Source organism: Caulobacter sp. SSI4214 (genome assembly GCF_012184455.1).
GTDB lineage: Bacteria > Pseudomonadota > Alphaproteobacteria > Caulobacterales > Caulobacteraceae > Caulobacter > Caulobacter vibrioides_E.
Genome location: NZ_SZWJ01000026.1, coordinates 1 through 13230, shown reverse-complemented (window position 1 = coordinate 13230; position 13230 = coordinate 1). Strand labels below are relative to the sequence as shown.

General features: G+C 66.9%; 9 protein-coding genes and 1 tRNA gene. 3 read left to right on the top strand and 7 right to left on the bottom strand.

The window, feature by feature from the left end:
- Positions 1 to 21: 21 nt before the first annotated feature.
- Together FCU40_RS09980 and FCU40_RS09975 are read left to right on the top strand one after the other, a co-directional pair.
- Positions 22 to 924 carry an alpha/beta hydrolase gene (locus FCU40_RS09980; protein ID WP_168074672.1) on the top strand — a complete coding sequence of 301 codons (903 nt, stop codon included), beginning with the start codon at positions 22 to 24 and terminating at the stop codon, positions 922 to 924.
- Between the two features lie 74 nt (positions 925 to 998).
- Positions 999 to 1895, top strand: coding sequence for a TraB/GumN family protein (locus tag FCU40_RS09975; RefSeq protein ID WP_168074670.1), 897 nt, complete (start codon positions 999 to 1001; stop codon positions 1893 to 1895).
- Positions 1896 to 1899: 4 nt separating this feature from the next.
- On the opposite strand, the gene FCU40_RS09970 is transcribed toward FCU40_RS09975, so the two are convergent.
- The 6 genes from FCU40_RS09970 to FCU40_RS09945 form a co-directional block, all read right to left on the bottom strand.
- Positions 1900 to 2496 (bottom strand): HD domain-containing protein, encoded by a 597-nt coding sequence (locus FCU40_RS09970; RefSeq protein ID WP_004622215.1) that lies wholly within the window; start codon positions 2494 to 2496, stop codon positions 1900 to 1902.
- A gap of 78 nt (positions 2497 to 2574) precedes the next feature.
- The gene (locus FCU40_RS09965) at positions 2575 to 3552 is read right to left on the bottom strand and encodes a FecR domain-containing protein (protein ID WP_168074668.1); all 978 of its coding nucleotides are present in this window, start codon (positions 3550 to 3552) and stop codon (positions 2575 to 2577) included.
- Positions 3542 to 4063: a sigma-70 family RNA polymerase sigma factor gene (locus tag FCU40_RS09960; protein WP_241693584.1), complete on the bottom strand. Its 522-nt coding sequence runs from the start codon at positions 4061 to 4063 to the stop codon at positions 3542 to 3544. The genes FCU40_RS09965 and FCU40_RS09960 overlap by 11 nt, the downstream gene beginning before the upstream one ends.
- Positions 4064 to 4173: 110 nt before the next feature.
- Complete coding sequence (locus tag FCU40_RS09955) at positions 4174 to 7128, bottom strand: TonB-dependent receptor (RefSeq protein WP_168074666.1); 2955 nt, start codon at positions 7126 to 7128, stop codon at positions 4174 to 4176.
- A 199-nt stretch (positions 7129 to 7327) separates the two neighbouring features.
- Positions 7328 to 10048, bottom strand: a complete 2721-nt coding sequence (locus FCU40_RS09950; protein ID WP_168074664.1) for a TonB-dependent receptor — start codon at positions 10046 to 10048, stop codon at positions 7328 to 7330.
- A 283-nt stretch (positions 10049 to 10331) separates the two neighbouring features.
- A tRNA-Gly gene (locus tag FCU40_RS09945) sits at positions 10332 to 10406 on the bottom strand.
- Positions 10407 to 10532: 126 nt separating this feature from the next.
- Between FCU40_RS09945 and FCU40_RS09940 the strand changes: the two genes are divergently transcribed.
- Positions 10533 to 12515 (top strand): S9 family peptidase, encoded by a 1983-nt coding sequence (locus tag FCU40_RS09940; RefSeq protein ID WP_175582070.1) that lies wholly within the window; start codon positions 10533 to 10535, stop codon positions 12513 to 12515.
- A gap of 25 nt (positions 12516 to 12540) precedes the next feature.
- Here FCU40_RS09940 and FCU40_RS09935 read toward each other — a convergent pair.
- On the bottom strand, positions 12541 to 13230 hold a 690-nt coding region (locus FCU40_RS09935; protein WP_168074662.1), incomplete at its 5' end, for a DUF1868 domain-containing protein.

Below are 13230 nucleotides of genomic sequence, written 5' to 3'. Positions count from 1 at the left end.
TGAATTTCAAGGAGAAGCGCGATGTACGATACGCCGTTTAGCAACCGCTTTCTGGTTATCTTCCTGGCCATATTGGCCGCGATCGGCGTGTTTGGCGGCCGCGCCCACGCCGCCCCGTCTTCCGACCGCATCACCGTCAGCGTCTCGGGCAAGGGTCCCGACGTGGTGCTGATCCCGGGCCTGGCCTCGTCCGGCGCGGTGTGGGACGCCACGGTGAAGCAGCTTTCAGCCACGCACCGCGTCCACGTCGTCCAGGTGGCGGGGTTCGCCGGCGCGCCGGTGGCTGGCAACGCCCAGGGCCCGGTCGTCGAGCCCGTGGTCGAGGCCGTCGACGCCTATATCAAGGCCAACCATCTGAAGGCCCCGGCCGTGATCGGCCACTCCATGGGCGGCTTCACCGGCCTGGAGTTGGCCGAGCATCACCCCGAGGATGTCGGTCGCCTGCTGATCGTCGACAGCCTGCCGTTCTTCTCGGCGGCCATGTCGTCCAGCGTCACGGCCGAAAGCGCCAAGCCCCGCGCCGCCGCCCTGCGCGACGCCGTGCTGGCCATGGACGAGGCCGCCTTCCAGGATCAGCAGGCCAGCGCGGTGCTGCCCGGCATGGTCAAGTCGGCCGAGGGCCTGAAGGCCGTCATCGCATGGTCCAAGACCTCGGATCGCGGCGCGGTGGCTCGGGCGATGTACGACCTGATGACCACCGACGCCCGCGCCGGCCTGGCCGGTATCAAGACGCCGACCACGCTGCTCTATCCGTTCGACCCGGCGATCGGCGCGCCCGTGGCCATGGTCGACGGCATCTACGCCAAGGCCTATGCCGACCTGCCCGGCGTCAAGCTGAAGCGGATCGACGACAGTCGTCACTTCATCATGTTCGACCAGCCCAAGGCCTTCGCCGAAGCGGTGGACGCCTTCCTGAAGGACTGATTTTCGAACGTCGGCGGTCCTTGCGCCCGCCGGCGACGCGCTCCAAGGATAGGGCTCGGTCGGAAGGAAAATCCATGCTGGACAAGCTTCGTTGGTCGGCGCGCCGGTTCGCCCTGAGCCTGGTCGCCATCCTGGCCCTCGGGCTCGCCTGGTCGGGCGTCGCCCAGGCCGAACCGGCGCTGTGGGCGATCAAGGACAAGGACTCGACGATCTATCTGTTCGGCACGATCCACGTGCTGCGGCCCGAGACCCAGTGGCGTTCGGCCAAGATCGACAAGGCCCTGGCCGACAGCGGCGATCTGACGCTGGAGATCATCGGCGCCGACGATCCCGCCGTGATGCAGCCCCTGGTCATGACCTACGGCCTGGATCGCGAGCATCCGCTGTCTGGCAAGATCACTCCCGACCAGTTCAAGCACGCCAGCGAACTGGCGCAGCTGGGCGGCGTGCCGCCCCAGGTCCTGAACATGATGCGGCCTTGGATGGCGGCGGTGTCGCTGTCCCTGGCCCCGGTGATCAAGGCCGGCTACGACCCCAAGAGCGGCGTCGAGCAGGTGCTGATCAAGGACGCCGTCGCGGCCGGGAAGGCCGAAAACGCCTTGGAGACCCCCGAGCAGCAGATCCGCTTCTTCGCCGACCTGCCGCCCAAGACCGAGGCAGACTTCCTGGCCCAGAGCCTGAAGGACGCCGACGAGGGCGTGGGCAAGATCGACCAGATGGTGGCCGCCTGGGCCGCCGGCGACACCAAGACCCTGGAGTCGATCTTCGTCTCGGAGATGAAGGGCGATTATCCGGCGCTCTATGACCTGCTGATCGTCCAGCGCAATCGGAACTGGGCCCAGCAGCTGAAGACCAAGCTGGCCGGCAAGGGCGTCAGCTTCGTCGCCGTCGGCTCGGGCCACCTGGTGGGGCCCGACAGCGTGCAGGCCCAGCTGGCCAAGCTGGGCGTCACCGCCGAGCGCGTGGAGTAGGCGGCTACTCCGCCGCGCGCGTGTTCATATAGAGTGAGCGCTTGGGCGTGCTCATCACCCGATGCAGCATCGGCTCGAAGGCCTCCAGCGGCATCGACTTGAAGTTCGGGTCGAACGCCGCCTGATCGTACAGGTGACAGAACTTCGCCGTGTGTTCGAAGTCCGGGTGGCCGCGATACTGTTCGCGCAGGTCGCGGTCCAGACCCAGGTGGTGGAAGAAGTAATAGCCCTGGAAGATGGCGTGCTTGGCCACCATCCAGTGGTTCCGCTCCGACACGAAAGGCTGGACGATCGCCGCGCCGATGTCGGCGTGATTGCGCGGGCCCAGGATGTCGCCGATGTCGTGCAACAGGGCGCAGACGACATACTCCTCGTCCTCGCCGGCCTGGTGGGCGCGGGTGGCGGTCTGCAGGCTGTGCTCCAGACGGTCCACCGGGAAGCCGCCGCAGTCGCCCTTCAACAGATTCAGATGCGCGACCAGGCGGGTGGGCAGCTCGCGGCCGAACTGCATCGACGCCCCGGCGATGATGCTCCAGTCCTCGGCTGTGCCCTCGGTCATGGCATGGAACTGGGCGCGCGGATGGTCTTCCCCGTCGGCCATGGCGTTTCTCTCCCAAACGTCTGTTTGAGGCGATCGTGCGCTCGAAGCCGCCGAAGGTCAATGAAGCGGGTGGGGCGGCTAAGTCTTCGGTTCAGCCTTGGCCGTTCGCTTCGGAGTGAGATAGACGCGGCGGCCGGCTGGGTCGGCCCGCATGTCCAGCAGGGCGGCCAGCATGGTCAGCGACTCCGCCGGGCGATCCAGCTTGAAGCGACCGGTGACCTTCAGGTCGCCCAGCGACGGATCGTGCAACGACACGCTTTGCGCCGTGTAGCGGTTCAGGCGGGCGATCACGTACTTCAGCGGCATGGCGTCGGCGTCCAGCCAGTCCGAGCGCCAGGCCTGATAGCTTTCGGCGTCCAGGCGGCCCTGGACCGGCGCGCGATCGGCAACCAGCATCAGCCACTCGCCCTTGCTGACGCTGCGCTCGGCGCCGTCGCGATTGACGCGCACCACGCCGTCGAAGACCCGCACCTGGACGGCGTCGCTGACCCGCTCGACTTCGAAGGTGGTGCCGACGGCGGTGACCGTTGTGTCGCCGGCCTGGACGTTGAAGGGGCGGGTCTTGTCCTTCGCCACCTGGAACATCGCGTCGCCCTTCTTGAGGTCGATGTCGCGGGCGCCGTGGCTGTAGCGGACGAAGACGCCGGTGTCGGCCGCCAGGCTGACCACGGACTTGTCGCTCAGCCGATGCTCGGCGCGTTGGCCCAAGGGCGTCGTCAGTTCCAGCGGCGTCTCGGTCGCCGTCAGATAGGGGCGGACCAGGAAAGCCGCCGAGAGGCCCGCGGCCAAGGCGACGCCGGCCGCGATCAGGCCCAGGCGCGGCAAGCGCTTGGCGCCGGGCGCGGCGCGCACGCGTTCGGCGGCCTCGACCAGAGCGGTGTCGCGCTGGGTGTCGCGCATCAGCGCGAAGGCGGCGGCGCGGCCGGGACCGCCAGCGAGCCAGGATTCGAGCTCCCTACGCTCGGCGGCGGTCAACTCGGGCAGGCGATCGGCCCAGTCGGCGGCGATCTCGAGTTCCTCTTCGGACGGCAGCCGCCAGTTGTCGTTAGCGCGCATCGCGGCCGCTCCCTTCTCGCGCGGCGTTGACCGCCGCGTCCTGCATCGCGCCGGCCAGTTCGGTCATGGCCCGCACGAGATGTTTCTTGACCGCCTCCAGACTGATCCTCAGATCGTCGGCGATGGCCTGTCGTGATTGACCGTCGAGATGACGGCGGATGAAAATATCGCGGCGCAGGGGCGACAGCCGCTTCAGCGCCGCCTCGAACACCGCGGCGCGCTGCTTGTGCTCCAGCACCGCGTCGGGCAGAGGCATCTCGCAGCCGAAGTCCTCGTCGCCGATCGGCTCTTCGCGCCGGTCGCGGCGGGCCTGGGCGTAGATCAGCGAGTCCGCCACGCGATAGGCATAGGCCAGGGGCTGGGTGATCTCCTGCTTTCCGGCCTGACGCATGACGGTGAGAAAGGTCTCCTGCAAGATGTCCTCGGCGCGCGCGGGGTCCTTGGAGCGCCGCGCGATGTAGGCCGCGAGCTTGCGCTCGTGGGGCCGAAGCGCCTCGAGGACGTCCTTCATGGCGTTTCCGATCGGCAGGGTGGCGCGCGCGTCCATGGACGGTAGAGGCGCGGATCGCGCGAACGGGGACAGCGAGAACAGCTTTTTCGTCACGGTGTTGGAACTACGCTCTAGAACTCGTAGGTCACGCCAAGGGTGAAGGTGCGGCCGCTGACCGTTCGGGCGGTCAGGCGCTTTTCGGTGATGTCGGAATACTGGGTGATCGGCTCGTCGGTCAGGTTGACGCCCTCCAGCACGATCCGCAGGCCGCCGGTCGTGTTGTAGTGGGCCGCCAAGTCTATGTTGTTGCTGGCCAGATAACCCGTGCCGATCGAACCGTTGCCGCCCGCGCTGTCCAGATAGCCCGAGCGATAGGCCGACGAGATCCGCGCGCCCCAGCGGGGGGTCTCGTAGTAGAGCGTGGCGTTCGAGGTCCAGCGCGACAGCTGGAAGAGGTCTAGCATCACCGACTGGCCATCGACGATGGCGTTCGAGCGGCCGGCGGCGCGGGTGACATTGCCCACGAAGCCCAGCTTGTCGAACGGCGCGGGCAGGAAGGTGAAATCGCGCTGCCAGGCCAGTTCGAGGCCCTTGATCGAAGCCCCGTCGCCGTTCACCGGGCGCACGAATGTATAGATGGTATCTGGCCCGTTGCCGGGGGCGAGGAACTGCAACGGATAGCCGGTCGAGCCGTAGGTCACGGCGCTGGTGGCCGTGGTGATGAACGAGGCCATGCGCTTGTAGAAGACGCTGACGGCGAAGTAGCCCGCGCGGCCCTGATAGGTCTCGATCGTCCCCTCGATGGCGTCGGCCAGGAACGGGCGCAGGTTCGGATTGCCGGACGTGATCGTGCCGCCGAACGGCGCGGAGTTGACATTGCCCGCCACCCGCAGGTCCGCCAGGCTGGGGCGGCTGATGTTGCGATTGATCGACAGCCGGCCCACCACCGAGGGGCCGAGATCCACCGCCAGGTTCAGGGCGGGCAGCACACCGTCGTATCGGCCGTGGATCACCGCCGGCCGCGTCTGGACACCCGTATTGACCAGTCCGTCCGAGGTTAGGTCGGTGTCGTAGTAGCGAAGACCGAGGTCGCCGCGCCAGGTCTTACCCAGGGTCTCGCCGTGGGCGCGCATCATCAGATAGGCCGACCAGGTCTTTTCGGTGATCGAGAAATCGGAGCCGGGGAGATCGTCGGCGGTCGAAAGATCGCGATTGACCCCCAGGCGCGCGAAGGTCGCGTCGACGTCGCCGACGATGTAGAGCCTCGGGGATTTCTGGAAGACCAGCTCCTTGACCGCCTGGGCCGCCGACGTCCCGGTCGGATAGTCCGAGCGGCCGCGACGCGTGTAGCCGTCATTGCGGAACGACTTGTACTGCGCGCCGCCTTCGATCGAGAGTGTCGGCGCGGCCTGGTAGTCGACGTCGAAGCGCCCCGTGGTGAACTGATTGATCACCTGATCCTCGCGGGTGTCGGCCCGCATCAGGCTCCATTGCGCCGGGTCGATCGGGTCGAACCCGTAGGTGTTGACCGCCTTGCCGCCGCGCAGGTCATACGAAAAGGCCTTGTCGCTGGCCTGCAGGAAGATCTTGTCGAAGACCGGCCCCTCGAAGTCCGACTTCGAATAGCCGGCCATGCCGCGCAGCCTCAGCTTGTCGGCGGCCTGGATCTCGCCGTTGATCGCCGCCTGGAGGAAGACCGTCGTGTCCTCCGAGCGCTTATGTTCGGTGCGCAGATCGACGCCGCCGGAATAGTCGGCCTGGACGAGACTGTTTCCTTGGATCACGGCGCCGCGCAGGCGCTGGGTTCCCTTGACGTCGCCGGTCAGCGGATTGTCGCCGGCGGCGGCCAGCGAGAATTCGTCGCGATCGTTGGAAAGGCGGCCATACAACAGATCGGCGCCCAGTTTCACGCGGGTTCCGGGTTCGTATTGCAGCGACGCCGTGACGCCCAGCCGCGTGCGATGGTCGAACCAGGTCGAGTAGCTCTCGGCCATCGGGGCGACGACGCGGCCCGCGCCCGTGGCGTTGATCAGTCGATTGGCGACGACGGGATCGACCGTGGCGGCGACATTGGCCGCGCCGAACGTCACCGGCGTCCAGCCCCAGTTGCGATAGCCGTATTCGTTGGCGTCGTTCTCGCTATAGGCCACCGAGACCAGCGCCCCCAGGTCGCCCCATCGCCGCGAGACCAAGGCGGCCACGCGAGGGCTGACCGTCCTGGTGGCGCTGTTGGTCAGGCCCTTGGCCGAGAAGGCCAGCTTGTCCCCCGGATAATCGAACGGCTTGGCCGTGCGCAGCGCGACCGTGCCGCCGATGCCGCCCTCGTCCTGGTCGACCGCGTAGGACTTCCACACCGTGACCTTGTTGAAGAGCTCGCTGGCGAAGATCGAATAGTCGAAGGCCCGCGTGCGGCTGACCGAGCCTCGGTTGTCCATGCCCGAAGCGGTCGAGGCCGAGACCTCCATGCCGTTGAGCTGAGCGCGCGTGAAGTCGGGGCCCAGGCCCCGCAACGCGATCTGGCGACCCTCGCCGGTGTCGCGCGAGATGGTCATGCCCGGCACCCGTTGCAGGGATTCCGCCAGGTTCAGGTCGGGGAAGGCGGCGATGTCCTCGGCCAGGATCACCTCGGTGTCGCCCGTGGCGCGGCGCTTCAGGTCGCGCGCGTGCAGCAGGGTCTCGCGAAAGCCGGTGACGACGACCGTATCGAGCTCGATCGCCGGTTCGGGCGGTGTCGCCCGACGGACGACCGCGGGGGGCGGGGAAGGCGGCGGCGCCTCGCGCAGGACGAAGCCGCCGCCGGCCGCCACGGCGCGCAGATTCTGGCCGGCGATCAGCCGGTTCAGCGCCTGCTCCGGCGTCAGAACGCCGCTGACGCCCTGGCTGGTGCGGTTGCGGATGTCGGCCAGGGTCATGACCGGCACGTCGGCCTGTCGGGAGAAGGCGTTGAGAGCCTGGGCGAGATCGCCTCGGGCGATGGCGAAGTGTTGCGCCGGCGCGGCGAAGGCGGGGGCCGCCACGACGCCGCAGGTCAGACCCGCCAGAAGGCTCGCCCCCGATCGCGACAGCCAGGCGCGCCGTGCGGCCATCAAGGTCCCCGAAAGTCGGACGCCAGCAAAGCTTCCTGGCGGCCTGGAGAACCCTCTACAAAAGGCGCATGTCACTAATTTGAAGGTTCCGTGGATGGCGTCGCCGGGACCGCCCGGCGTCGCTCCAGGGCCACCTAAAGAAAGGCCGCCGCCCCGGTTGGGACGACGGCCCGCGAGTTCAGGGGATCTTCGAAGGCGGTTAGAACTCGTAGGTGGCGCCCACCAGGATGGTGCGGCCGCTGCTGACATTGACCGTCGTGCGCTTGGCGTTGACGTCGGTGTACTGGATGCTGTGCTCATTGGAGAGGTTCAGGCCCTCCAGAGTCAGCTTCAGCTTCGGCAGCACGTTGTAGTGCGCGGCGAAGTCGATGTTGTTCGTCGCCTTGTAGCCGCTGCCGATGTTGCCGTTGCCGCCGGCGCCGTCCAGGTACTTGTCTCGATAGGCGCTCGACAGGCGCATCCCCCACCTGTCGGTCTCGTAGTAGATCGTGGCGTTGGCCGTGTATTTCGACAGCTGGAACAGCGGCAGGTTCACCGAATTGCCGCTGATGATCACGGGCGAGGAGCCGTCGGCATAGGTTCCGTTGGCCACCACGCCCAGGTGGTCGAACGGCGCCGGCAGGAACGTGAAGTCACGCTGGAACGCGATTTCCAGACCCTGGATGTCGGCGCCCGGGCCATTCACCGGGTGGCTGACGTTATAGGGGATCGTGCCGTCCTGGCCGGGCAGCAGGAACGACAGCGGGAAGCCCGTCTGCGAGTAGGGCATGATGCTGGTCTGCGCGGTGATGAACGACTTCAGCTTCTTGTAGAAGACGCCGATCGTGAACGAACCGACCTTGCCGTCGTAGAACTCCAGCGAGCCTTCGACCGAGTCCGAGGTGAACGGCGTCAGGTTCGGGTTGCCGGTGCTGATCGTGCCCCCGAACGGCGCGGTCGTCAGGGAGCCGGCGGCGGCGAGGTCGCCCAGGGCGGGGCGGCTGATGTCGCGGTTGGCGCTGAAGCGGGCGACCATGCCCTCGTTGACGTCCACCGCGACATTGAAGGCCGGCAGCCAGCCGCTGTACTTATGCTGGATCGACACCGGCTGGAGGCTGGTCCCGGTGTTCAGCGTGCCGTCCGAGGTCAGCTCGGTCGAATAGTAGCGCACGCCGGCGTTGGCGCGGACGCCCTTGCCCAGGATCTCGGTGTTCAGCTCGTACTGAAGATAGGCGGCCTTGGTCTCTTCGGTGACGGTGTAGTTGGTCCCGGGGGTGGCGAACTTGGCGCCTTGGGCTTCCAGATCGCGGACCTGGCCGATCGCGGCGTAGACCGGATCCACATTGCCCACGATGTACGCGCCCAGCGACTTGTAGGGCACGACAAGCTTCAGGTCGTTCGAGATGATCGTGTTGGCGGGGACGTTCTTGAACTCCTTGTCCGACCACTGCGCGCCGCTGTTGACGAACTTCTTGTACAAGACGCCGCCCTTGACGCTGGAGATGGCGTTCAGCGCGTAGTTCAGGTCGAACTTGGCGTTCTTGTACTCCGAGGAGATGCGGTTCTCCTGGGTGTCCATCCGCATCAGGTCCCACTTGCTGGGATCGGTCAGGCCCGCGTCATAGGTGTTGACCGGCATTTCCGGACGGTCGTCGAAGCTGAAGGCGTGGTTCTTCGACTCCAGGAACACCTTGTCGAGGACCGGCAGGTGGTAGTCCGACTTCGAATAGCCGACGAGGCCCGACAACAGCAGCTTTTCGGTCGCCTGGTACGAGCCGCTCAGGCCCAGCTGATAGAATTTGGTCTTGTCCTCTTCGCGGTTGAACTCGCTGCGCAGATCAACGCCGGTATAGCTGGAGGCGATCAGGGTATTGCCCTGGATCACGGCGCTCTGCATCACCTGCGTGCCGGTGATGTTGCCGGTCAGGCTGTTGACCCCCGAGGTGGCCAGGGCGAAGTTCTGGCGGCTGTTCTCGAGCTGGCTGTACAGCCCGTCGAAAGCCAGTTTCAGCTTGTCGCCGGGCTCGTACTGCAAGGACACGGTCGCGCCCAGGCGCTTACGGTGATCGTACCAGGTCGAATAGGTGTCGGCCTGCGGGGCGTAGATGGTCGCGGTGGCGGCCGTCAGCCGGGCGGCGTCGGCGGCGCTGACGCCCGAGCCGATATTCCCGGGATTGGCGCGGATCGGGCCCCAGTTGAAGCTGCGATAGCCGAATTCGTTCGAGTCGCTCTCACTGTAGGCGATCGAGGCCAGCGCGCCGAAGTCGCCCCAGCGGTTGGAGATCAGCCCCACGACGCGGGGCGAGGTCTTGCCGCTGACATTGCTGTTCTGCTGGGCCTTGGCCGACAGAACCGCCTTGAAGCCTTTATAATCGAAGGGTTTCGCGGTCGACAGCTGCACCGTGCCGCCGATGCCGCCCTCGTCCTGTTCGGCGGCGTAGGACTTCTGCACCGTGACGCGGTCGAACAGTTCCGAGGCGAACAGGCTGAAGTCGAAGGCGCGCGAACGGCTGACCCCGCCGCGGTTGTCCATGCCCGAGGCCGTGTTGCCCAGCACTTCCATGCCGTTCAGCTGGGTGCGGGTGAAGTCCGGGCCGAGGCCCCGCAGGGTGATTTGGCGACCTTCGCCGCTGTCGCGCGAGATGGTCACGCCCGGAATGCGCTGCAGCGATTCCGCCAGGTTCAGGTCGGGGAAGGCGGCGATGTCTTCGGAGACGATGACATCCACGGCGCCGACGGCCTTTCGCTTGATGTCGCGCGCATGCATCAGGCTGTCGCGGAAGCCGGTGACGACGATGGCCTCCAGCTGGTTGTCGTCGCCGGCGGTCGCGACCGGCGCGGCGTCGGCGGCCGTGTCGGCGGCCAGCGCCATCGGCGCGTTCAGCAGGCAGACGGCCGCGGCCGTCGTGGTCAGCAGATAAAACTTGTGCGTCTTGCGCATGGCCGATCCCTTGCAGGCTTTCCCCAGGTCCGACGGCGCGATCGGCCGTCACGCGGGGGAGCCGCCGGCGCGGCGATCGGGGACAGTTCGAGCCCCGGGAATTTTGCGAATTATTTGCGACGGTTACGGCCGCGCGCTGGGGTCTGGCCGTCGCGGGGCTCGCGCTGGGTTGCTGCTCAGGCGTCGCTCTCGCGGAAAGCCGGCGTCCGCTTTTCCACGCGACGCCCTGGCCGGCGCGCGGGGGCGCGAATTCCGCGTTTCAAGAAGGGAGGGGGAAAAGCCTTGGAGCGGGCGGGGGGAATCGAACCCCCGACATTCAGCTTGGGAAGCTGACGTTCTACCTCTGAACTACGCCCGCCGAAGGGATGCTTCGTTTAGCCCGCCTTGCCCGCCGGCTCAAGCGGACGTTTCGGCGACTTGATTTTCCCGGTCGGCTTGACCTCTAGTGGCGATCTGTTCGGGGATTCATCAAAAGTAGTATCCTATGTCGAAGTTCGCTCGGGGCGCCGTGTTCGGTCTGGTCTGCCTGGCGTCGGCCGGCGTCGCGGTGGCGGCGGAGGATCCGGCCGCGAAGGCTTTCGGCGCGCGCCCGGCGGTGCTGGACGCCAGCCTTTCGCCCGATGGTCAGTCGATCGCGCTGATCCAGCCGCTCGCCGATGGCCAGGCCAATGCTCTGTTCGTCGCGCGCCTGGATGGGAAGAGCCAGCCGAAGCCGATCCTGACGTCGTCCGGGCGGCCCGACCGGCTGACCGACTGCGGCTGGGCCTCGAACACGCGTCTGGTGTGTCAGATCTACATGGTGACCAAGCAGGACGCCATTCGCATGGTCTTCACGCGGATGGTGGCCGTGAACGCCGACGGGACCAAGGTCCAGGAGCTGAGCGCGACGTCCAACAACTACACGCTGGAATATCGCCAGTTCGGCGGCGGCGTCATCGACTGGCTCGCGGATGACCCGAACGGCGGCTCGGTGCTGATGAGCCGGGCGTTCCATGAGGAGGACTCGACCGGCACGCTGCTGGCCAACCAGAAGCGCGGCTTGGCCGTCGAGAAGGTCGACACCAACACGCTGCAACGCACGATCGTCGAGCAGCCTCGCGAAGCGGTCGAGGTCTATATCTCGGACCAGCACGGCGCGGTGCGGATCTACGGGCATCGCCCCAGGGCGACCAGCGGCTACATGACCAACAAGGTCAACTACTTCTATCGCCCGGCCGGCGGCGGACCCTGGACGCCGCTGTCCAGCTATGACGGGGACGCGCGCACCGGCTTCGAGCCCACCGACGTCGACCGCGCGCTGAACGCGGCCTATGGCTTCGAATGGGTCAACGGCCATCTGGCGGTCGTTCGCGTCGCCCTGGACGGCTCTGGCAAGCGCGAGGTGCTGGTCTCTCGGAGCGATGTCGATGTGGATCGCCTGATCCGGGTGGGCCGCGATCACCGGGTCGTGGGCGCCAGCTACGCCACCGATCGCCGGCAGGTCGAGTTCTTCGACCCGAAGCTGAAGGCGACGGCGGTGGCGTTGTCCAAGGCCCTGGGTCAGCCGGACATCCGCTTCGTGGACGCCAGCCAGGACGGGACGAAGCTGCTGCTCTGGGCCGGCACGGACGTGGACCCGGGGCGCTATTACCTGTTCGACAGCGCCGCCAAGCGCCTGGCGGAGGTGATGCCCGGACGGCCTGAACTGGCGGGTTACAAGCTCTCGCCGGTCAAGGCGATCACCTACAAGGCCGCCGACGGAACCGATATCCCGGCCTACCTGACCCTGCCGCCGGGCTCGGACGGCAAGAACATCCCCGCCATCGTCATGCCGCATGGCGGTCCCGAAAGTCGGGATGAATGGGGCTTCGACTGGTTGGCCCAGTACTTCGCCAATCGCGGCTTCGCGGTGCTGCAGCCGAACTTTCGCGGATCGGCCGGCTATGGCGAGGCCTGGTTCGAGAACAACGGCTTCCAGTCCTGGCGCACCGCCATCGGCGACGTGAACGACGCCGGTCGTTGGTTGAGCGCCCAGGGGATCGCCGCGCCGGGCAAGCTGGCGATCGTCGGCTGGTCCTACGGGGGCTACGCGGCGCTGCAGTCGTCGGTGCTGGATCCGAGCCTGTTCAAGGCGGTGGTGGCGATCGCGCCGGTCACCGACCTCGACGCCTTCCGCGAGGAGGCCCGGGACTTCACCAACTTTAAGGTCGAGGACGCCCGCATCGGCCACGGCCCGCACGTGAAGGAAGGCTCGCCCGCGCAGAACGCGGAAAAGATCAAGGCGCCGGTGCTGATGTTCCATGGCGACCAGGACGTGAACGTTGGCGTCGGCGAGTCCCGCCTGATGGCCTCGCGCCTGAAGAGCGCCGGCGGCAAGGTCGAACTGGTCGTCTATCCGGGCCTGGATCACCAGCTCGACGACAGCTCGGCCCGCGCCCGGATGCTGGACAAGGCCGACGGCTTCCTGCGCGCCTCGCTCGGCCTTTGAGGCGTCGGGCGCCGCGCCAGTCGGCTCAAGCCGGGGCGCGGCGACCGAGCGGGAACTGGCTCTTGAACGCGAACATGTCCTTGAATGTGCAGAATTCGGGCGCTTGGAACTCGATCACCGGCGCCGTCTTGCGAAGCTCCGACCGCCAGCGATCGCGAGCGCGTTGGAAGTCGGCGTTTTCGGCCTCGTCGAACCAGGCGATCTGATAGGCCAGGGTGATGTGGAAGCCGTAACGGTCGTGGTCGCGCGTTCGGATCTTCAGCGTCTGTGAAAGTCGGTCGCGCAAGCGGCGCAGCTTCAGGTTCTCCGCGGCGTCGACCGGGACCAGGTCGATCAGCAGCGGTTCGGGATGCATGGGTTCGGCGTCGTTGACCCTCATGCGAATGGGAAGCGCGCAGTCCAGATCGAAATCGGCGAGGCGCTTGGCCAGCAGGGCGCTGCACACGTCGATGGGCGTATCGGTCGGAATGTCCGCCGGCCACGCGCCCGGCGAGCGGCCTTGGTCATTGGCCCCGCCGAAGATCGTCATGTGGTAGCTGGACGGCGGCAGTAGCGCGATCTTGCGGCCAAATTCGTGGATCGGCATCTCACGATAAACGTCCAGCAGAGCGTCGAACGTCTCGTAGCCGGGCCCTTGCTGCGGCAAATGACAGATGATCGTGTTGCCGGCGAACGGGCGCACCCGACCGTCGGCGAAAAACTTGCGCCCGACGTC

Excerpts from the sequence above, each read along its gene's own strand:
- FCU40_RS09980 (WP_168074672.1), top strand. The coding sequence starts at position 22 with ATGTACGATACGCCGTTTAGCAACCGCTTTCTGGTTATCTTCCTGGCC.
- FCU40_RS09975 (WP_168074670.1), top strand. The coding sequence starts at position 999 with ATGCTGGACAAGCTTCGTTGGTCGGCGCGCCGGTTCGCCCTGAGCCTG.
- FCU40_RS09970 (WP_004622215.1), bottom strand. The coding sequence starts at position 2,496 with ATGGCCGACGGGGAAGACCATCCGCGCGCCCAGTTCCATGCCATGACC.
- FCU40_RS09965 (WP_168074668.1), bottom strand. The coding sequence starts at position 3,552 with ATGCGCGCTAACGACAACTGGCGGCTGCCGTCCGAAGAGGAACTCGAG.
- FCU40_RS09960 (WP_241693584.1), bottom strand. The coding sequence starts at position 4,063 with ATGAAGGACGTCCTCGAGGCGCTTCGGCCCCACGAGCGCAAGCTCGCG.
- FCU40_RS09955 (WP_168074666.1), bottom strand. The coding sequence starts at position 7,128 with ATGGCCGCACGGCGCGCCTGGCTGTCGCGATCGGGGGCGAGCCTTCTG.
- FCU40_RS09950 (WP_168074664.1), bottom strand. The coding sequence starts at position 10,048 with ATGCGCAAGACGCACAAGTTTTATCTGCTGACCACGACGGCCGCGGCC.
- FCU40_RS09940 (WP_175582070.1), top strand. The coding sequence starts at position 10,533 with ATGTCGAAGTTCGCTCGGGGCGCCGTGTTCGGTCTGGTCTGCCTGGCG.